We start from the raw sequence: 20,844 nt of genomic DNA, 5'->3' as shown, positions 1-20,844 counted from the left end.
CCACCATATTTTTAAAAAAATACGATAAAAGCAGTAAAAATAGAATTGGCACGAGTCTTTTTTTGTGCCACTTTTATTTAAGATGAAGAGGAAAATTTTATGTGGTTTAAAAACTTATCAATATTTGAATTTTTAGCACCTTTTGAGACAGAGTGCGATGCACTAGAAAAAGCACTTAGTGATCATAAGTTTGTCCCTTGTGGATCTAGCGTTCCTATTTCTATGGGCTGGGTTTCTCCATTTTCTACACATGATGGTCCATTAATCCATCAAGCGCAAGGTGCAATTATGATTGCATTTCAAGTGCAAGAAAAAATTGTTCCTGCAAGTGTAGTGAAAGAGCTATTAGATGAAAAAGTAGAGGAAATAGAGCTTAGAGAGTCCAGAAAAGTTAAGAAAAAAGAAAAAGATACATTAAAAGAGGAAATTTTTCAGACGCTTTTACCGCGCGCCTTTACACGAAATACAGTGACCTATGCTTATATTGACCAGTTAAAAGGGCTTTTTATCGTCAATGCAGCTTCAAGCAAAAAAGCAGATTTAGTGACTGTCAATTTACGTAAAGCATTAGGAAGTCTCAAAATCCGCATTCCAGAGTTGTTACCAATATCAATGATTTTAACCAATTGGGTAAAGACAAATGAATACCCACAGAGTCTTACCATTGAAGATCAGTGTGTATTACAGGACAATGAAGATTCATCTGGTGTTATTCGCTGTCAAAAGCAGAATCTGTTAACAGAGGATATCCAGTCTTTGATTGATACTGGAAGAGAGGTAGTGCAACTTGGCTTGTCATGGCAAGAGCAATTGTCATTTATTCTCAACGATGAATTTATGATTAAATCTATTAAATATTTAGAGTATGTTCAAGATAAAGCCAATGATATTGTTACTGAAACAAAAGAAGCACGTTTTGACGCTGATTTTACCATTATGGTTGAGACACTGCGTGAGTTTGTCTCTGAGGTTTTAGCGATCTTTGCAAAGCATCAAAAAGAGCAAAATGAACAAAATGAGCAGTCACTTGATGAAGCGCCATTAGAGGGGTTAAATGAAGAAAAAGAGGCCTCTGAGCCTCTTGAAAATACTGAAGTAGAAACACCGGGTTCTCTTTAGAAAGATTGAGATCATTCTGTACTGGTTGATAGATTCTGTTTTTTCCAAGTATCATATTGTTGTTTAGTCATGTGGATTTTATTGAGATAAAATTGCGGTGGGTCAACTTTGGCATAGTTGATTGATGTGAACATGCCTGCTGCCAGATGATACATTAAATGACAGTGAAATGCCCAAATGCCTGGGTTATTTGCATCGAACTCAAGAGTCACGCTACTGTGCGGTAGAACATCAATTGTGTCTCCTTCAAATCCATTAATGTAAGTGCCATTAATAGCAATTAACTGAAAAACATGACCATGTAAGTGCATTGGGTGTGCCATTGAAGTGGTGTTGTTAATGATCATTTGCACTCTTTGACCTTCTTTAATAAAAAATGGTTTAATATTAGGCCATGAGGCACCGTTAATACCCCATATATAACCAGACATTTTTCCAGTGAGATTATAGATAAGTGTTCTGTCAACCGGTCGTTTTTTAAGTGCTTTGAGTGGGTGCATATTGTAATATTGTAAATAGCTAAATCCTTTTGTTTTTTTATTGGCATACTCCGAATAAACAGGTAATTTAGCATTACCTACACGAAAGATAATTCCGGTTCTGAGTCTTCTGCCTTCTGCTTGAATAAATACTGGGAAAACACCTTCTTTTACTTGGGGAACCGTAAATATAAAGTCTAATCTACTGGCAACACTGAGTTGAAATTTTTGTCCATAATAAGGCTTAAGATTAGAGCCATCTTTGGCAATTGCTGCTGCGATAATGGACTTTGGAAACTTAACATAGACATTATTCGCTGAGGCGGCATTAATCATGCGAAGTCGTATTTTTTGATTCGCTTGCACATCAATAACTTGAGGGTTATTCAGCGTGTGTCTATTGGCGAGCAAGGCATCTGATTTCACATCAAATAAATCAGGCTTACTGTCACCTTTCATTGGCTTTTGTGAGTTTTTAATTAAATCAGCAAGAATCGCCTCAGGTGCTTTAAAACTATAGTCTTCAATCATAACCGTGATGTCTTTTGCATCTTTGGCAATAGCTCTTGGTTTTTTAGGCAAAATAATAAAGGGGGCAGACATCAGTGAGCCTTCTTGAAGCTGATAATGTGAATGCATCCAATAAGTACCTGCTTGTACAAGAGGGAATTTGATATGTTCAGTTTTCCCTGGCATCAAAGGAAGCTGACTCAAATAAGGCACACCATCTTCTTTACTTGGATCAATTAAGCCATGCCAGTGAAGGGTAAGTGGTGATTGTGTGTCATTATGAATAATGGCATTAAAATTATCGCCAACAGTGCCAATAAAGCCTTCTTGTTTGTTTTTCTGTTGAATGGTATAAACTTGGGCGGTCTTATTATTAATGTTTATTTTCTCTTTTTTTACATAAAGATTGATGGGGGCTGCAATCAGTAGTGCGCTACTGGTTATCATCATAATGCTAATGATATAAATGAAGCGAATCAGTTTCATGGTCTTTCCTCAGGTTATTTATTATCACATTGTCTATATGAGTAAAATACAGCTTTACCTATAGGTTAAAGTCAAGACAAAATTTTTATAAATAGCAATATTTGAGATGTCACTTATTAGGACAAAGCAGAGTATTGAAATATTATGAAATAGCTCTATTAGTTGGCTGTTATGCTGGCTATCACTAAAAGATGAGAGCTATACTGACTCTACCTTGTAAAATAAAAATATTAACCTGAATCACAAAAGAGGGGTTTTCCAATGAAACTAAATGATAATTTTTGTACGATTGTTCCTTACTTTAAAATCAATGACGGTGCGCTTGAGCAAGCAAAGTCAATTACAAAGCAATTGGTGTCATTGACGCAAAAGGAGTCTGGGTGTTTGTTTTATAATTTTACGTTTAACGATCACATGATGCATTGTCGAGAGGGTTATATTAATGCACTGGCTTTACTTGAACATATAGAAAGCACCAAGACTTTGATTGATGAGCTGTTATCTGTATCGGAGATTGTGCAACTTGAGGTACATGGTCCAAGGGTGGAGCTTCAAAAGTTACATGAACATTTGGCAGCAATGTCACCGGTATACTATTATTTGGATGAGTAATGCATTTACTCTATATGCGGATTTACATATTGTTTATAACATGTTTTTAAAGATTACATGCTGCAAAACTTGCATGAAAAGGATAAATAGCAAAATAGGAGAATTCTAGTGGAAAAAAAGACGAATGATATATTACTTACCCCCGTGAAATTAGGTGCTTTAAACCTAAAAAATAGAATGATTATGGCACCACTGACAAGATGCCGAGCGGATGAGAGAACACGTGCGCCAAATGATCTTATGGTCAAGTATTACAAACAACGTTCAAGTGCAGGGCTTATCATTACTGAGGCGACTTCAGTTTGTCCTATGGGGGTAGGCTACCCTCAGACTCCTGGTATTTGGAGTGAAGAGCAAGTGAAAGGCTGGCAAAAAGTAACAGATGCTGTTCACCAAGAAGGAGGCAAGATTATATTACAACTATGGCATGTTGGAAGAATATCAGCTTCATTATATTTAAATGGTAAACTGCCTCTAGCGCCAAGTGCCGTAAAGCCAGCAGGTCACCCATCACTTGTGCGACCAATACGTGATTTCGAAACACCAAAAGCAATGAGCATTGATGAGATTCAAGAAACGATAAAAGCATTTGAGCAAGGGGCAAAAAATGCAAAAAAAGCCGGTTTTGATGGTGTTGAGATACATGGCGCTAATGGTTATTTATTAGATCAGTTTTTGCAAGATAGTACCAATTTACGTGAGGATGAGTATGGTGGAACGCTTGAGAAAAGAGCACGTTTTATGCTTGAAGTAACAGATGCTGTGTGTGGTGTATGGGGCGCTGATCGTGTTGGGATGCATTTAGCCCCTAGGTGTGATGCCCATGACATGGGTGACTCTAATCCAGTTGAGACTTTTTCATATATAGCAAAAGAGCTGGGAAGACGAAAACTTGCCTTTTTATTTGCTCGCGCTAATCTAGGCAGTGATGATTTAACGCAAAAATTAAAAAAGGCATTTGGTGGTGCTTATGTGATTAATCAGCAGTTATCTAAATCTGAAGCTGAAAGTGCTATTGAAAGTGGTATTGCCGATGCAGCAAGCTGGGGGCAGTTATTTATCGCAAACCCTGATCTTGTTTCAAGGTTTGAGCAAAATGAAAAACGTAATGTCCCTGATTCAACAACCTTTTACCTTGGTGGGCAAGAGGGTTATATAGACTATCCTTTTTTGTCCTCTAAAGCATCATAAATTTACATTAAAGATATTCGCCCTATCTATTTTTCTTTTTCTTATTATTTTCTACTTTAAATGTAATAAACGCCCCAATAACAACAACGGTTGAAATAATGGCAATCATAATGGTGGCTAAGGCATTAATTTCAGGCGTTGGGCCATTTTTAACTGTTGAGTAAATATACATAGGTAATGTCGGATCAGAGCTGCCAGCAACAAATTCAGTAATGACCAAATCATCAATAGATAAGGTAAATGCTAATAAAAATGAGGCGATCAAAGATGGAATAATCTGTGGTAATGTAATTTGAAAAAATACTTTCAGTGGCTTTGCGCCAAGATCCATCGCTGCCTCTTCAATGGATAAATCAACGCTTCTGATTCGTGCTTGCATTACAATGGTAACATAGGCGGTACAAAAGGTAATATGCGCCAAGATAATTGTCATCATCCCGCGACCATGTGGCCAGCCGATAATGCCTTGTAAAGAAGTGAACATTAAAAGCAAAGAGACACCTAGGACAATATCAGGCAAAACAAGTGGTGTAATTGTCATGCCATAAAGAAAGTGTTTGCCACGAAAGCGCTTAAATCGTGTGATACTATAGGCAATGATTGTGCCAAGAATAGTTGCAGCAAGGGAGGCGACGACTGCTACTTGAAGGCTCACTAATGCGGCATTAATAATATCACTGTCTTGAAACAGCTCTTTATACCAATCTAATGTAAAACCGCCCCATAGATTAATAATCTCAGAATTACTAAAAGAAAAGAGAATTAAAACAACCAGAGGGATATATAAGAATATCAGTCCAAGTATTAACATGATTTTACTAAAAGGAAATAATCGCATCTTTTCTCCTAGTAATGTACTTGACGTTGTTGAATTTTTTGCATCCAAATCATTGGAAGCACCAAAATGATCAATAGAATTACTGAAATAGCCGCTGACATGCCCCAGTTGTTCGCTGTGAAGAATTGATCCCAGATAACACTACCAATCATGATATTGTTTAAGCCACCCATAATTTGTGGTACAACCACCTCACCGACTGCGGGAATAAATACAAGAAGACTGCCTGCAATAAGCCCTGGCATAGATAACGGTAAAGTGATCTTAAAAAAGGTGCTCATTGGTTTTGCACCAAGATCGGCCGCAGCATCATTTAAAATAGGATCAAGTTTGATTAAACTTGCATACAAAGGCAGAATTAAAAAGGGCAAATAGCAGTAAACCATGCCTAAATACATAGAAAAGTTGTTATATAAAAGGCCCATGCTGGGAAGGCCAAGCCACATTAAAAATTCGTTTAATTGGTGGTTGCCAAGCACGGTTACCCAAGCATAAGTACGTAGTAGAAATGAGGTCCAATAGGGAATGATAATGAGTACTAAAAATAACTGCTGTGCGCCTTTTTTCATTCTTGATAAGGCAAGCGCGATTGGATAGCCGATTAAGATACATAATAGCGTTGTAATTAATGCAACACTAATTGAATCATAAAGAGCAATATAAATAAGCTTGGCATGCAGCGTGTGAATATAGTTCTCTAGATGCAATATAATATGTAGTGTTTGATCGGTATAACTTAAAATTGCACTAAAGGGAGGCGTCCCATTTGCAGGAACTGTAAAACTGATTGCAACAACAAATAAAAAGGGAATAAGAAGAAAAATGATAAACCATAGCATCGGAATGGCGACGATAACTCTTCGCTGCCATTTTTGTGTATCAAGTGCAGAAGATAAAGACTTCATGAGTAAAGCACCATGATACTTTCTTGCTCCCAGCTAAGATAGACTGTGTCATCCCAAGTTGGGTGGTCTGCGTTACGTTCAATATTAAAATCAGTGGCTTTAATGAGTTTGCCGGCAGCGGTCACAACATGATAGGTTGAAAGCCCGCCCATATAGGCGATATCTTGCACTTTTCCAACCAGCATATTAACCGGTTTTTTGGGGTTATATGCCTCAGGTGGCTCTTTAGAGATTGAGATTTTTTCAGGTCGTAAGCCAACCCATATTTGTTGAGCTTCAATACCTTCTAGCTTTCGATCAACTTTAAATGAACAGCGTGTTTCATCAGAATCAATAATGCTGTAATCATCACCAATTCTGGTAATTGAAGCCTCAAAAATAGCACTTTTACCAATGAAGTTGGCGACAAAACGACTTTTCGGGAACTCATACACTTCCTCTGGTGGGCTGACTTGCTCTAACCAGCCATCAGACATAATGCCGATTCGAGAGGCCATCGTCATGGCTTCTTCTTGATCATGCGTTACCATAATAAAGGTGCTGCCTGTTTGCTCTTGAATATCAACAAGCTCAAACTTCATCTGATCACGTAAATTCTTATCAAGTGCAGAGAGTGGTTCATCAAGTAAAATAAGCTTTGGACGTTTGGCAAGACATCTAGCAAGAGCGGCTCTTTGGCGCTGTCCACCTGATAGTTGGTGTGGCTTTCTTTTGGCTAAATGCTCCATTTTGATGATCTTGAGGGCAGAATGAGTGCGCTTTTGAATTTCATCTTTTGGTAACTTATCTTGCTTTAAACCAAATGCAATATTTTGCTCAATACTCATATGTGGAAAAAGCGCATAGGATTGAAACATCATATTCACAGGGCGATCATAAGGTGGAATATGTGTCATATCAACGCCATCAATTAGAATTTTACCATCAGTTGGTTGTTCAAATCCTGCAAGCATGCGAAGTAAAGTACTTTTTCCGCTTCCTGAGCTTCCAAGTAAGGCAAAAAACTCTTTTGGATAAATATCTAAGGAAATACCATCAACAGCAGTATGGCCGTCATCAAAACGTTTAATCAGATTACGAATGCTAACAAGCGGTTTTTTATGAGTTGTACGCTCCATTGGGCATAAATCCCCCATTGGTTAGGATATGTCAAATTTAGTAGGGGTATCATAGTGATATTTCACTCAAATGGAAAGAAACTTTTATCAGCTAAAAGTGTATTTTTAAATGCGCTTGAAACGCTTGTTAAACATCCAGCTAAAAATGGCCTTTGTCGGCACCGCTAAGATCAGTGTAATGAGTAGATAAAATACCGCGGCAATCAGAAGTGTATTCAAACTTTGATAGCTATCACTGATAATTTCTTGTGCGCTTCCTGTAATATCCAAAACAGTGATTGTGCTTACTAAGGCAGAGCATTTTAACACCATGATCATCTCATTGATATAAGCAGGAAAAATGCGGTAAAACAAACTGGGTAGCATAATATAAATAAAGCTTTGCCATGAACTAAGGCCAGAGGCTTTTGCGCTTAAGAGCTCATCACGATTAAGATTTTGCAAACCACCATAAATAAGCACAGTTGCATACGCTGTCGAGTTAATAATAAGGGCAATGAGTCCACTAATAAAAGCATTGGCAAAAATATCACCCAAAAAGGAGTTATTGATCCATGATATTTGACCACTTCCGTAGTAGATTAAAAAAAGCTGTATTAGAAATGGCGTGCCGCGAACAAGATATAGGTAGATATCAATAATGCCACTTATCACGCTATATTCCTTTAACTTTAACCATGCAAGTGCTAAAGAGAGAAAAAGCGCAATAATAATAGCGAGAATAGTAAGTGACACTGTGGTGATAATCCCAGAGATCCACAGCTGTCCATAGTTATAAACTAATTCGCTCATACTGCTCCCCATGGTGTAGTTTCTTATTCAAAAAGCGTGCTCCAATATAGGATAAAGTTGTTAAGAGCAAATATAAAAATGCAGCAAATAAATAAAATGTTAATGGAGCAAAGTTTTGTGCCGCGGCAGTTTGTGATGCGCGCATAATATCAACAACACCAATGACAGAAACAATGGAGCTGTCTTTTAATACAACAAGCCATAAATTCATTAATCCAGGGAAAGCATGTTTGGCAATATTTGGAAGCGCAATCATTATAAAGGCTTGATATTTGGACATGCCAAGCGATAAGGCGGCATCTATTTCACCTTGGTCAATGCTATTCATTGCCGATTGGATAATTTGTGAAGCATAAGCGCCAAAAATAATACCAAGTGCGATCACGCCAGAGAGAAAGGCACTGACTTCAACATAAGTATGAAGGAGTGCACTTAAAACAATACTAAGACCAAAGTAGAAAATAAAAATAACAATAATCTCTGGCAATGCTCGAATAATTAAATGCCAAATTTGTGCGATAATGCGAAAGAGAAGCATTCCTCTTTCCATTAAAGCACCAAGAAGACCCAATACAAGACCTAATATCAATGCGCCTAAAGCTAAAAAAACAGTTATCTTCAGCGCATAGATGATTTGTAAAAAGTACTCAAGATTGTTCATCTAAATGCCATTTCTTTTGCAACTTTTTAATGGTGCCATTTTGATGTAGTGTATGGATGCTTTGATCAAGCTCCTTAAGTAGTGTTTGATTGCCTTTTTTCACCGCAATACCGCTGCCAATGCCAAAGTATTTTGCATTGTAGATATCGCCAACAGTTATATAATCTTTATTATTTTGTTTTCTCAGCATATCTGTTGCAACAATCTTATCAAGCATTACAGCATCGATTCGATGGTGTATAAGATCTTGAAATGCCAAAGCAGGAGAAGGATAAGCTTTAAGCTTTACTTTGCTCCCGTAGGTCGCTTTGATATAATTCGGGAAAGTGTTGCCTTGTTGGTAGCCAATAACTTTGCCATCCATTTCAGATTGTTTTAATGAAAATTCGCTATCTTTGGCAACAATAAAAGTTGCTGCATTTTGATAAAGCGGCTTAGTAAAATCAACCACTTGCTGGCGCTTAGGTGTGATAGATAGTCCACCAAAAATTGCATCATATTTGCCTAAAGTTAGTGAAGGAATTAACGCTTCAAAGGAAGTATCCTCAATGCTACATTTTGCTTTGATATCTTTACAAATAGCATGGACAACATCAATATCATAGCCGATCATTTTTCCTTGTGCATTTTTACTCACAAAAGGAGGATAGGTTGCATTGGTTGCAAATTTGATATTAATCTGATCTGCATAACTTGCACCAAATGCCATAGTGGTCAATGCTGCAATAGAAAGTAGTTTGCAGAGCTTATTATTTTTAGTAGTCATCACGCTTCTCCCGTTGGTTTTTTTTAAAGTTTTTAAACTTGTTCATGGTTCATTAAATTCAAAAATTTTGACATGCGAGCAGTTTTTGGCTGATCAATGATTTCACTGCCACCTTGTTCATACACTTTACCTCCTTCGATAAAGATCACTTCATCAGCAATGGCTTTTGCAAATTCAATCTCATGTGTTGAAATAATCATGGTCATTCCATTTTCTTTTAAAGATTTTATCATTGCGAGAACTTCATTAACCATTTCTGGGTCAAGTGCAGAGGTTGGTTCATCAAATAACATAATTTGAGGTGACATCATAAGAGATCTAGCAATGGATACACGCTGCTTTTGTCCGCCAGATAGCATTGCAGGGTAGCTTTCTTTTTTGCTCTCTAATCCAAGTTGTTTTAATAAGGAAACTGCTTTTTTCTCTGCTTCATTTTTAGAGAGCTTCAGTACTTTTCTTGCAGCAAGCGTTAAATTGTGAAGCACATTTAAGTGACTCCATAAATTAAATTGTTGAAACACCATTCCCACTTCATTTCTAAGCGATTGCAGTGTTTTTGCTGAGAGTTTTGTTCTAGTTTGATTAAAGTCATATAACTTGTCATTTAAGTGCATAGATCCAGAAGAGGGAGTCTCCAGAAGATTAATACATTTAAGGAGTGTACTCTTACCAGAGCCGCTTGGTCCCAAAAGAACAAGAACCTTCCCTTTAGATAAGGTTAAATCAATGCCGTTAAGTACGGCATCATCACCATAAGATTTGTGTATATTTGTTAATGTCAGCATGGAAAGTAATTCTGTTACCCGTCTTACTACATCAAAAAGCATTCTTGAGCGAATGTCAAAGCGAATCGTAGTTTTACAGCTACAAAACAAAACGATTTGTAAGTAGTGTATTTATATTCTCATTTAATGAAGGCTATGGTAATCTAAGTTTATACATCAATAAAATAAATTATTTTTATTAAGTGATGAATTAAAATGATCATGTTGAATCCACAGTTAGAAGCATTTATTGCAGTAGCGAAAGCAAAAAGCGTTCATAGTGCAGCTGAAATATTATTTTTAACACAGACAGCTGTAACGCAGCGGATTAAATTATTAGAGCAAAAGCTTAAAACGCCGCTTTTTATCCGTTCAAGAAAAGGCATGCAGTTAACTTCCGAGGGCGAAATACTGCTTCGATACTGTCATAACTTAAAAAAACTAGAAGCAAGCTACATGCAAACGCTTGGCGCTGTGGATGAGAGTTACATTATTAACCTGACAATTTTATCTTCATCAACAGTAATGAAAACAAGGATTTTATCCTCCGTCTCAGATACCATTAAATTATATCCCCAATTAAGAGTACACTTTCAAATTAATGATCTGGAGTTAAGACATCTTGATCTTAAGGCCGGCAAAGTTGATATGGCGATTGTGCAAAAAAAACATGTCTCAAAGGAAGTCTGCACCAAAACTTTAAGACCAGAGCGATATAAAATGCTAATTCCTGCAGCGTGGGTTAGTCGTGACATTACAGAGATTATCTCAAGTGAAAACATTGTTGATTTTGATCCGAGTGATGATATTACCTATAGCTACCTTAAGAAATTCAACTTATTTGAGTTGGCAAGAAAAGATAGGCACTTTATTAACTCGCCGGAGGATTTATCACTATTGGTTGAAAATGCGCTCGGTTATACTGTTGTAACAGAAGAGTTTTATAAGCAATATTGTAAAAATAAAGAAGTCGTTATCATGAATGAAAAAGAGTATTATGATCATGAAATTGCACTTTGCTGGTATGATAGGGGGGTGCTTCCCGAGTATTTTGCAAAAATAGTCGAAGTAATTAATTAAAAATAAGCCCCTATCCTTGAAATTCCAAGCCAAACCCAGTATCATTTGTCCGCTTGGAGCGCTCTTAATAAAAAAGTGTTTCAGTATATTAGATAACAAAAAGTCAAACGATATAAAGTGACTTTGTGTCAGTTTGAGCAAAAAACCTAAGCGGAGCTTAAAATTATGTTTGCAATTATAAAAAGTGGCGGCAAGCAGTACAAGGTAACTGAAGGTGCTGTCGTTAAATTAGAAAAAATTGAAAAAGGCGTTGGTGAAAATATCGAGTTTGATCAAGTGCTAATGCTACAAAATGGTGAAGAAGTTAAAGTAGGCAGTCCAGTTGTTGAAGGCGCAAAAGTGACAGCTGAAGTGTTAGAGCAAGGTCGCCATAAAAAAGTTACCATTATTAAATTCCGTCGTCGCAAACATAGCATGAAGCGTCAAGGTCACCGTCAGTATTACACTGCGGTTAAAGTTACAGCAATTCAAGGTTAATCTAAGGAGTAAACAATGGCTCATAAGAAAGCAGGTGGTAGTACACGAAATGGTCGCGATTCGAATCCTAAGTATTTAGGTGTGAAGCGTTATGGTGGTGAATTTGTTAAAGCTGGAACAATTGTTGTTCGCCAGCGTGGTACTAAATTTCATTCAGGTGTGAATACAGGTTGTGGCCGTGATCACACTATTTTTGCAACAGAAGATGGATATGTAAAATTCCACATTGGTGGCAAGCATAATCGTCAATATGTTTCCATTGAAAAGGCAGAGTCTGTTCAATAATATTTAAGATGTTCAGATAATACGTTAAAAGCGCCTTAGGGCGCTTTTTTTGTGCCTTAATTTCCGCCTTAATGATACTATATTAAATTGAAATATATAGTAATTCTAATAAATACCCGCATGACTCAAGCCTATATGTAACAAAGGATTGATATGGACATATTTGGTCGGTTATATACTGGAACTATTATATAGAATCACAGGAAGCTCTAATAAAAGAGTCGTTTTCTTGGCATAGCTATAATAATATCTTATAGAGAACTATAATTCAGCTTGGAATTAAAAACCATATGACCGGTCAATTATTATGTAACAACCATCACCCAAAATTAAGTTTTCAGCGGGTGAGTTTTGTCCCACTTTTAATTCTAAACCACATATTATGATGCGTTTATTCGTCGATGAATTGAGACGGTCACTATGAGTATGGAGATGCTAGAGAAAAACGTGATTAATGTTTGGGGAGATACAGGCAGAGAGTGGTTAAATAGACTGCCAAACATCATCGATGAATTATCAATGCATTGGAAGTTAAGTAATGTAATGCCAGTGGAAAATATAAGTTACAACTATGTGGCATTTGCCAAACAAGATCACAATACTCCTGTGGTATTAAAATGTAGCTGTGATCAGGCACTAATTAAAAATGAGTACCGTGCTTTGAAACATTGGGATGGTGTGGGCTCCATACGGGTTATTGATAGCGCTAGCTGTCACAATGCGCTCTTACTTGAGCAAGCGATTCCAGGGATGTCATTAAAAGAGAATTATTCTCAGAATATTGAAAACACCATCGAAATTTACGCAGGTATTGTAAAAACACTGGCATCGAAGCCAATACCAATACCAAAAACTCAATACACACATGTTAAAAAATGGTGCCAAGCAATAGATAACATTACCGATCCACGCATAAGCCTTAAATATATTGATAAAGCCAAAGAACTTAAAGCTTATCTTCTAAGCTCGAATAGAGCTGAATATCTCTGTCATGGTGATTTGCATTTAGATAATATCATCAGGCATCAAGATTCATGGTTAAGTATCGATCCAAAAGGTATTATAGGAGAGATGGCATTTGAAGCTTCGGCCTTTGATGTGTTAAATCAATCTGACTGGAATGAGATAAACACAATTCCTGATAAGATTAATCAACGATTATCACGCTTAGCAAATAACCTTGACATTCCTGAGGATCGGCTGCGATCATGGGTGTTTTTGCGTGCTATTATCTCGGCCCAATGGTTTATCGAAGATAATGGCAATCCTGATGAAATGCTAAGGCTAGCATCAGTGCTTTATCCCAGTTTAATGCGCTAAGGCGGTATTATGATTACACTTAAGCTTGCAAAAAAGCTAATTGCTACGCAATTTCCTGAATATTCTCATTTAAATATTACTGAAGTAGAGGTGCAAGGACATGATAATCGAACCTATAGAATAGGCGATGACATGCTCATTCGCATGCCAACTACAGAGGCATATGCGCTAAAAGTACCGATAGAACAAGCATTATTACCTCAACTTGCAAAACAGTTAAGCGTCGCCATTTCTGAGCCTATTAAGATGGGCTTGCCAAGTGATGATTACCCTTATCCATTTTCTATTTATAAGTGGCTTAATGGTGAAAGTGCTAATCATCTAACGCTTAGCTACAAAGCACTGGCACATATCGCTTCTGCGCTAGCAAACTTTTTAACAGAACTTCAAGCAATAATAAATATCAAAGGTCCAAGCCCCGGTCAACACAACTGGTGGCGAGGTGATCATATTAGTGTTTATGATAAAGGGGCAAAAGAGCAAATTGCTAGTTTGAGAGATATTATAGATGCTGATCATGCTTTAGATTTATGGGAAAAAGCCTGTGCTACCAAGTGGGAAAATACACCTGTTTGGATTCATGGTGATTTTGCTTCTGGCAATATTCTTATTAAGAATAATAAACTATCTGGCATCATTGATTTTGGTGGTACAGCTTTAGGAGATCCAGCCTGTGATCTTGTTATTGCATGGACTTTTTTAAAAGGCAATTCACGAAAAATCTTTCAAGATGCTATAGCATTAGATAATGACACTTGGTTAAGAGCAAAAGCTTGGGCACTTTGGAAAACAACATTTGAGCTATCTCAGTGCCAAGACAAACAAAGTGACGCAGCCGTTATCCAAAAAAATATCATACATGATATTTTAACCGATTAAGTCTGTGTGAGCCACAATGCAAATAAAGGATAGCCAACTATCTGAAATCAACAGTCAATAACTCATACCCTTATATTGCATATTGATATATAATATAGTGATATATCATATGGAGGTAAGTGAGAATTGTGATGAGCCAAAAATTCACTCTAGCGATTGCAAAAGGCGAGAGTTTTTGTAATAGAACACAGGAGAAAAAAGCATTAAGTAAAAGCATTAACCATGCAGAGCATACAGTGATCATTGCGCCAAGAAGATATGGGAAAACAAGCTTAATCAGTGAGGTTATTCGTTTGAATGATTATAAGCATGTTTGGTTTGATTTTCTAAAGGCGATCGATACAGCAGATGTTATTCATGTGATTTGTAAAAAGCTCTCAAATTTGATTGGTCAAATGACCAGTGATTTAAATGCAATTAAAGGCTTAATCTATAAGTTTTTTGCCCATTATAAACCAGAGTTTATTAGTACGATATATGGACAGAGTGTTAAGCTGTCATTGCAAGAAAAAACAGCATCACCTGAGGATATTGCTGATTTACTGTTATCCATTGATCAGTTAGCAATATCACTTGAAATTCAGGTAGTCATTGTGTGTGATGAGTTCCAGCAGATGTATGATATTGATAAATCAGGCGTTCTACAAGCGGCAATAAGACATGCTGCAGAAAGATCAGAGCGGGTAGCTTACATTTTCTCTGGTTCATCTAGACACATGTTAGAAGTGCTGTTTATGGATAAATCAAAGCCGCTTTATCGCTTATGTAAAATAATGAAATTAGATAAAATTGAGCTGGAACATTATTATGATTTCATTGAAAAAGCAGCAAAGGAAAGATGGGGGAGCGTGCTGCCAAAACAGATTATGGATGAAATTTTGGTGAATATGACTGAACTTCACCCTTACTATGTCAATTATTTGTGTATGGAAATCTGGGATCGCTATGAGACTATTCCGAGCATGGAGCAGGTTAAAATAGCTTGGGCATCACTATGCGAGCAGATTTTTCCTTATATTAAAGAAGATGTCAAAGGACTTAGCCCTAATCAAAAGCGTGTTTTAAAGTATTTATCTCAATATCCGTTTGGCAAGACATTAGATCAAACATTATTAGTGGAAATTGGCATTCGGAATTACAGTAGTGCAAAGCAAGCATTGGAATATCTAAAAACGAAGGATCTAATTTATTACAGTCTGAAGGATAATCAGTATCATATCTATGACCCTCTACTTAGAAAGTATTTAAGATAAGCTCTTATTAAGTTTAATTATTACAGAGGGCTTGAAGCTCACGCAAATAGTTTTGCTCATCAGGTGGGGTATGGTTTTTTTGTGCGCTATAAATAGACTCTGCAAGCCTATCCATCATCTCGTGTTGAAGTGTATGCTCATCTTTGAATTTTTGCAGTAATTGTTGATAGATACTCTGAATTCCCTGTGGTCGATCAGTGATGATTTGCTCAATAAGACCAAGGTGAAGCCCCATATGTAAAAAAGGGTTACTTTGTCCAAACTCTGGTGGAAAGTCCTTATGTAAATTATCACGTGTTTGCAGGTAATGGTGGTATTCAGGGTGAAACTCAATAACACGAAAAATTTGCTTTTCCATCTCGCTCATGACAAGCTTATTCTGATGCTTTTCCCATACATCGAAATAGAGTTTTCTAAGCTCAAGGCGTTCGTGAGAGAAAATCATAGATACGCCTCCTTTTCTCTATACTCACAAAGTGAAAAGATAGGGCATTCGCCGCAGCTTGGTTTTTGTGCTTTACAGATATAACGACCATGTAATATTAGCCAGTGATGTGCATCTTGTAAATAGGCTTTTGGGATCACGCGTAATAGTCTACTCTCAACTTCTAAAGGTGTTTTTCCGGGGGCAAGGTTTATACGATTGCTGATGCGAAAAATATGCGTATCCACCGCCATGGTAGGCTCTCCAAAGGCCGTATTTAAAATAACATTTGCAGTCTTTCTGCCAACTCCGGGCAAAGACTCAAGTGCTTTTCTGTCATTGGGTACAGTTGATTGATATTGATCGATTAAAATACGGCAGGTTTTAATTACATTCTTTGCTTTGGTTTTATAAAGCCCGATTGATTTTATATACTCCATAAGACGAGCCTCGCCAAGTGCATAGATTGCCTCGGGTGTATTGGCAATTGGATAGAGTTTGTCTGTTGCCTTATTCACGCTGACATCAGTTGCTTGAGCAGATAAAATAACTGCAATCAAGAGCTCAAAGGTGGAGTGATAATTAAGCTCAGTAGTTGGGTTCGGGTTGTTGTTTTTGAATATTTCAAATATCTCAAGGCGTTTTTGCTTATTCATCGTGACCCTTTTTTCTTCTTGTAGGCTGCAAGAGCCTCTTTGATATAGGCTTTTTTATCAATATTCAGCGCCTTGCCTTTTATATTATTGCTGTGTGTTTTCTTGGATAGTTTCTCTTTTGCCTTTAAGCGCGCTTCTTTTGCAATATGCTTTTGACGATAATGAGCTTTTTGTTCTTCTAGCAAAGAAATAGGCATATTTTGAGGCTGCTTTTGGCTATCAATTATTTCCATTTCAATACAATCCATTGGGCAAGGAGTAATGCAAAGATCACAGCCTGTGCATTCATCAGCAATTACGGTATGCATTAATTTTTTGCTGCCAATAATTGCATCAACAGGGCAGGCTAGAAGGCACTTCTCACAGCCAATACATAGTGATTCATCAATAACTGCAACACTTTTAGGGGCTTCTTGTCCACAATTTAAATCAAGTGGAAGCGTCTCCCTATCTAATAAATTAGCAAGTTTTTGTATTCCTTCTTCTCCGCCTGGAGGACAGCGGTTGTGTTTTTCACCATTACTAATGGCTTTTGCGTAATCATAACAGTCTTTATATCCACATTTAGTGCACTGTGTTTGCGGTAATATAGCATCAATTTGATCAATCGAAATAATCATAAAAGATCCTGTTTATAATCATATTTTGTATAAAGTGACACGCCAGATTTTTGACTGATATGCTCTAGATAACGCATTATATTTTGTGGAAGTGTCAGGATGTCTTGGGCTAAAGTTAAGCTGCGCAAGATTGGAAAGATAATGATATCATCAAAAGATAGCTTCTCTGAGCTTGCATAGTCATATTGCATTAAGGAGTCAATTTGATTTATCAATGGCATTATCTTCTCTATAGTTGCTTGGGGAAATAAATAATGCGCTTTGAAATCCCCAATATAACTCTCTTTTTTATTGATAAAGTAAGCCTTGGCGCTATCAGTTGGAAAATCTTGCTGATGTTGTGGGTGATATGGAAATCTAATATAGGTAATGTTTTTTGCATACGTAGCAAGCCTATTACATAAATCAACAAGTGTTGTATCGCTTGCATGGGGCGCTAATATAGGCTTGTGATCAAATTCATTAAGATAATGACAAATATCTAAACTCTCTGTGATATAACGACCATCATCTTTCTCTAAAAAAGGAACCTGTTTTTTCCCAATGCGCTTAATATGTGCCTGTTCATCATCATTGGCAAGAAACTGAAGTGTAACCTCTAGTGATTTTATGCCTGCAAGCATTCTTGGCCTCACGCAATAGGGACAATGTTCATAGATAAATAATTTCATAGGTTTGTCTAATCTTATAAAGTGTGTGTATTGTAACTGAATGGGGATAATCGCGCTAGTGGATTGCCTGACTAAGAAGTGGGGAGGTTGGCAGGAGAGATTGATGCTTTAGAAATTCACTTACGATCACCAAATCTTGCAAAATTGCTTTAAATTGAGGGTTTTTTTGTGCTTTTTGAGCGCAAGCTTCAAAGAGCTTATCTGGCTGTATACTGACATCAGTTAATAGCTCTTTGTAAAGTTTTGTTTTTGCTAATAGCTCTTCTGAAGTCAAGCAGCTGCCAAAATTAATGGGTATGTCATGAAAATGGATCACAAACTCATAACTAAGCACATTGGTATTTTGATCAGAAATAACACCAATGCCACCTTTTAATTTCAGCAGACGAAAAAGCCTTTTTGCAATTTTACAGGCGTTGTCATAATTAGCTTGATCCGTATCGTGTTTAAATATCATAGCGTCAATTCATCATGTTAAAATCATATTTATTTTTATACCTTTTAAGCTTAGGGCAAAGGAGGAAAATTCAAGCAAGAGATGGGTTTAAATCGATAAAAATCATACAAAAGGCAGTGGGATGGATTAAAAAAGGCCTGATGAACAGGCCTATATAAAATATGATTGAGTATTACTTTAGTTTCTGTTGCCAGCAAACATGCCTAGAAACTGCAAAATAGTCATAAAGATATTAAGTATTGAAATATAGATTGTGACAGTTGCCATAATGTAATTTGTTTCGCCGCCACGAACAATTTGGTTCGTTTGCCATAAAATAAATCCAGCTGAAATAAAGGCGACAATAACAGACAGCGCTAAGTATAAAGCCGGCATCTGCAAGAATAAATTAACCACAATAGCCACCAGTGCAACCAATGCACCTACACCTAAAATTGGACCAAGGCGAGTAAAATCACGATTTGGATTTAAGGCAATAGCTGATAGTCCCAAAAAGATAGCTCCTGTTGCGCCAAGTGCCATCATAATAAGCTCAGATCCATTTGAAAAAGTAGTAATGTAGAAGTTTAAAATAGGTCCGAGGGTAAAGCCTAAAAATCCAGTAAGAACAAAGGTAAGCACAAGACCTATTGGACTATTTCTTGTTGCTTGAATGCCGAACAGTAAAGCAAAATAAAGAATTAAGGTTAAAATAGGGCTAATGACTGGCGCGCCAATCATCATTGACCAGCCAGCAGTTAGTGCACTTAACAACAAGGTTAAGGATAATAGCAAATAGGTATTTCTCAGCACCTTGTTGCTTTGAATAACCGATGTTTTGCTGCGTTGATCGATCACGCGCGCATTTTGTCGGTTGTAGTTGAACTGATTACTCATAGTCACTCCTGTACAATTAATACACAATTATTATAACATTTCACTGTATAGTATATGTGGTCTATCGCTGGAAAAACAATAGCAAATGGCTTATATTTGTTTACTTTTTAGATATTTTTTCCAAATTTTACTCAGTGCAAAAGCGAGAATGGCAGTGATTAAAACGCCAATGAAAAAGTACGAATAAAGATAGCCTAACTCCTGTCGGTGAAAGGCTTGAGAGGATATGGTTTTATTATTGACATAGATAGATAAAATACCAATTGCAGCAGTAAATAGGAAGAAAAATCCCATAATGATAGACTCATACTTTCTCGGTGAGAGTTTGCCGACAATCGCATAGTAAAGTGGTAATAAAATCACTTTAGCAATAGAGTTGAGTGCAACGGTGATCAAAAGCAAGTAGCTGGCACTTTTGCCAAGAAAGAAGCTTAATGCAATAAATAAGCAGGCAACGGCTGAAATAAGAAGTGCCAGTGAAAAGAACCGTGTGATTTGAATGATGTGTTTTTGATGCTTATTCTTGTTCCAAAATCCTGCCATGATAATCCCGATAATAACAATCAGGACGATGTTTGCCTCGAAGATAAAGTTTGATGAGATAAACTCAGGAATGCCCATGTTGGCATTTTCACCATATATTCGTAGATAATACAAAAAGATAATCAGAATGTTTTTATCAATAAACCAATAGCAGCCTGCAAGGATGCTAAGCGTAATGAGTGCAATAATGCGTTTTCTTTGAGCATAGTCTTTTTCAAAAAAGCTATAAAGGCACATGAGGATAAAAGCAATAGCGGCGACAATCAGAATAATTCCCTCTAACACATAGATATAATCTAACAGGTAACTAATTAAAGTTGAAAGAACGATTAAGATAAAAATAACGCTATAGACTGAAGGGGTGAACTTGGCATCAATATTATCTGAAATACTCACACTCTTATTCAATGTTGCACTGGCATATAAGAAAGTCAGTGCGCCAATAATACTTGCAACGGCCATAATAAGATACAAACTCTGATAACCTAAATGGCGAGCAAATAAATCAGTGATAACAATGGCTAATGCTGCACCCACAATGGTGGCAATGTAGACAAGGGTAAAGCCAGCATGGCGCCTTGGATCATCCTGAGTATAGAGAAAGCTTAAAGTTGTATATAGGTTTGGCACGGTGACACCAACCCCAATAATGTAGGCTGAAAAACCGATCAATGCGAGGTTGTTAATTGTCAGTAATATCAATCCAGCGCAAGAGTAAAAAATGCCGATTAATACCGATCTTTTGTGGCCGATATTATAACCTAAAATACCGCCAATCACGCTAGCAAATGAGAATAGAAATAAATTACTATACAGGCTTAAATCAAAGCTTTTGGAGAGATAGTTGAGATAGGGTGCGCTATTTAAAATGTAATCTTCAAATGTAATGATAATTGTGGTCGTACTCATTGTGTAGAGTATCGATGTGAATAATATCACCCACATGCCTGTTGGCTGTCGGGTATTTAATAAGAGTTTTTTGGGTTTTAGGTTCATTATCTATCGTTATGTAGGGCTTTATGCCTTGTTATAGATAATATTATGGCAAGAATTTATTAGATC

General features: G+C 36.9%; 24 protein-coding genes. 9 read left to right on the top strand and 15 right to left on the bottom strand.

Annotated features, from left to right (window positions below):
- The first annotated feature begins 99 nt into the window (after positions 1-99).
- A complete protein-coding gene (locus A37Q_RS15645) occupies positions 100-1,119 on the top strand; it encodes a recombination-associated protein RdgC (RefSeq protein WP_018300828.1) in 1,020 nt (339 codons plus the stop codon).
- 11 nt (positions 1,120-1,130) lie between these two features.
- Here the strand turns inward: A37Q_RS15645 and A37Q_RS15640 are convergent, their stop codons facing one another.
- Positions 1,131-2,594, bottom strand: a complete 1,464-nt coding sequence (locus A37Q_RS15640; protein WP_018300827.1) for a multicopper oxidase family protein — start codon at positions 2,592-2,594, stop codon at positions 1,131-1,133.
- A gap of 261 nt (positions 2,595-2,855) precedes the next feature.
- Here A37Q_RS15640 and A37Q_RS0113530 point away from each other — a divergent pair, with 261 nt between their 5' ends.
- Complete coding sequence (locus A37Q_RS0113530) at positions 2,856-3,206, top strand: putative quinol monooxygenase (RefSeq protein WP_018300826.1); 351 nt, start codon at positions 2,856-2,858, stop codon at positions 3,204-3,206.
- Positions 3,207-3,314: 108 nt separating this feature from the next.
- Positions 3,315-4,397: an alkene reductase gene (locus tag A37Q_RS0113525; RefSeq protein ID WP_018300825.1), complete on the top strand. Its 1,083-nt coding sequence runs from the start codon at positions 3,315-3,317 to the stop codon at positions 4,395-4,397.
- A gap of 22 nt (positions 4,398-4,419) precedes the next feature.
- On the opposite strand, the gene A37Q_RS0113520 is transcribed toward A37Q_RS0113525, so the two are convergent.
- The 7 genes from A37Q_RS0113520 to A37Q_RS0113490 all read right to left on the bottom strand — a co-directional run bounded on the left by A37Q_RS0113520 (position 4,420) and on the right by A37Q_RS0113490 (position 10,262).
- Positions 4,420-5,235 (bottom strand): ABC transporter permease, encoded by an 816-nt coding sequence (locus A37Q_RS0113520; protein WP_018300824.1) that lies wholly within the window; start codon positions 5,233-5,235, stop codon positions 4,420-4,422.
- Positions 5,236-5,243: 8 nt separating this feature from the next.
- The gene (locus A37Q_RS0113515) at positions 5,244-6,074 is read right to left on the bottom strand and encodes an ABC transporter permease (protein ID WP_411763041.1); all 831 of its coding nucleotides are present in this window, start codon (positions 6,072-6,074) and stop codon (positions 5,244-5,246) included.
- A gap of 62 nt (positions 6,075-6,136) precedes the next feature.
- Positions 6,137-7,258, bottom strand: coding sequence for an ABC transporter ATP-binding protein (locus A37Q_RS0113510; protein ID WP_018300822.1), 1,122 nt, complete (start codon positions 7,256-7,258; stop codon positions 6,137-6,139).
- A gap of 105 nt (positions 7,259-7,363) precedes the next feature.
- Positions 7,364-8,050, bottom strand: a complete 687-nt coding sequence (locus tag A37Q_RS15635; protein ID WP_018300821.1) for an ABC transporter permease subunit — start codon at positions 8,048-8,050, stop codon at positions 7,364-7,366.
- Entirely contained in the window at positions 8,031-8,711 is a 681-nt protein-coding gene (locus tag A37Q_RS15630; protein WP_018300820.1) for an ABC transporter permease subunit, read from the bottom strand. Before A37Q_RS15630 ends, A37Q_RS15635 begins: the two co-directional genes overlap by 20 nt.
- Positions 8,698-9,477, bottom strand: a complete 780-nt coding sequence (locus tag A37Q_RS0113495) for a transporter substrate-binding domain-containing protein (RefSeq protein WP_018300819.1) — start codon at positions 9,475-9,477, stop codon at positions 8,698-8,700. Before A37Q_RS0113495 ends, A37Q_RS15630 begins: the two co-directional genes overlap by 14 nt.
- Before the next feature lie 32 nt (positions 9,478-9,509).
- Positions 9,510-10,262, bottom strand: coding sequence for an amino acid ABC transporter ATP-binding protein (locus tag A37Q_RS0113490; RefSeq protein WP_018300818.1), 753 nt, complete (start codon positions 10,260-10,262; stop codon positions 9,510-9,512).
- 195 nt (positions 10,263-10,457) lie between these two features.
- On the opposite strand from A37Q_RS0113490, the gene A37Q_RS0113485 reads away from it, so the two are divergent.
- From A37Q_RS0113485 to A37Q_RS0113460, 6 genes are all read left to right on the top strand, one after another.
- Positions 10,458-11,321, top strand: coding sequence for a LysR family transcriptional regulator (locus tag A37Q_RS0113485; RefSeq protein ID WP_018300817.1), 864 nt, complete (start codon positions 10,458-10,460; stop codon positions 11,319-11,321).
- Between the two features lie 165 nt (positions 11,322-11,486).
- The gene (gene rplU / locus A37Q_RS0113480) at positions 11,487-11,798 is read left to right on the top strand and encodes a 50S ribosomal protein L21 (RefSeq protein ID WP_018300816.1); all 312 of its coding nucleotides are present in this window, start codon (positions 11,487-11,489) and stop codon (positions 11,796-11,798) included.
- A gap of 15 nt (positions 11,799-11,813) precedes the next feature.
- Positions 11,814-12,083, top strand: a complete 270-nt coding sequence (rpmA, locus tag A37Q_RS0113475; RefSeq protein WP_018300815.1) for a 50S ribosomal protein L27 — start codon at positions 11,814-11,816, stop codon at positions 12,081-12,083.
- A 432-nt stretch (positions 12,084-12,515) separates the two neighbouring features.
- Positions 12,516-13,403, top strand: coding sequence for an aminoglycoside phosphotransferase family protein (locus A37Q_RS0113470; protein WP_200403877.1), 888 nt, complete (start codon positions 12,516-12,518; stop codon positions 13,401-13,403).
- Between the two features lie 9 nt (positions 13,404-13,412).
- On the top strand, positions 13,413-14,282 hold the full coding sequence (locus A37Q_RS0113465; protein WP_018300813.1) for an aminoglycoside phosphotransferase family protein: 870 nt from the start codon (positions 13,413-13,415) through the stop codon (positions 14,280-14,282).
- A 131-nt stretch (positions 14,283-14,413) separates the two neighbouring features.
- The gene (locus A37Q_RS0113460) at positions 14,414-15,535 is read left to right on the top strand and encodes an AAA family ATPase (RefSeq protein ID WP_018300812.1); all 1,122 of its coding nucleotides are present in this window, start codon (positions 14,414-14,416) and stop codon (positions 15,533-15,535) included.
- Between the two features lie 13 nt (positions 15,536-15,548).
- Here the strand turns inward: A37Q_RS0113460 and A37Q_RS0113455 are convergent, their stop codons facing one another.
- The 7 genes from A37Q_RS0113455 to A37Q_RS0113425 form a co-directional block, all read right to left on the bottom strand.
- Positions 15,549-15,980, bottom strand: coding sequence for a DUF1841 family protein (locus A37Q_RS0113455; protein ID WP_018300811.1), 432 nt, complete (start codon positions 15,978-15,980; stop codon positions 15,549-15,551).
- Entirely contained in the window at positions 15,977-16,615 is a 639-nt protein-coding gene (gene nth, locus A37Q_RS0113450) for an endonuclease III (protein WP_018300810.1), read from the bottom strand. Before nth ends, A37Q_RS0113455 begins: the two co-directional genes overlap by 4 nt.
- On the bottom strand, positions 16,612-17,235 hold the full coding sequence (locus tag A37Q_RS0113445; RefSeq protein ID WP_018300809.1) for an RnfABCDGE type electron transport complex subunit B: 624 nt from the start codon (positions 17,233-17,235) through the stop codon (positions 16,612-16,614). The genes nth and A37Q_RS0113445 overlap by 4 nt, the downstream gene beginning before the upstream one ends.
- Entirely contained in the window at positions 17,232-17,906 is a 675-nt protein-coding gene (gene grxB / locus A37Q_RS0113440; protein WP_026196718.1) for a glutaredoxin 2, read from the bottom strand. Before grxB ends, A37Q_RS0113445 begins: the two co-directional genes overlap by 4 nt.
- 55 nt (positions 17,907-17,961) lie before the next feature.
- Positions 17,962-18,363 (bottom strand): hypothetical protein, encoded by a 402-nt coding sequence (locus tag A37Q_RS0113435; protein ID WP_018300807.1) that lies wholly within the window; start codon positions 18,361-18,363, stop codon positions 17,962-17,964.
- Between the two features lie 177 nt (positions 18,364-18,540).
- Positions 18,541-19,239, bottom strand: coding sequence for a Bax inhibitor-1/YccA family protein (locus tag A37Q_RS0113430; RefSeq protein WP_018300806.1), 699 nt, complete (start codon positions 19,237-19,239; stop codon positions 18,541-18,543).
- 90 nt (positions 19,240-19,329) lie between these two features.
- Positions 19,330-20,778 (bottom strand): MFS transporter, encoded by a 1,449-nt coding sequence (locus A37Q_RS0113425; protein ID WP_083907080.1) that lies wholly within the window; start codon positions 20,776-20,778, stop codon positions 19,330-19,332.
- Positions 20,779-20,844: the final 66 nt, after the last annotated feature.

Source organism: Fangia hongkongensis FSC776 = DSM 21703 (genome assembly GCF_000379445.1).
Taxonomy (GTDB): Bacteria; Pseudomonadota; Gammaproteobacteria; order Francisellales; family Francisellaceae; genus Fangia; species Fangia hongkongensis.
Note: the sequence above shows the minus strand (reverse complement) of the source record. Positions and strands in the feature narration are given on the sequence as shown.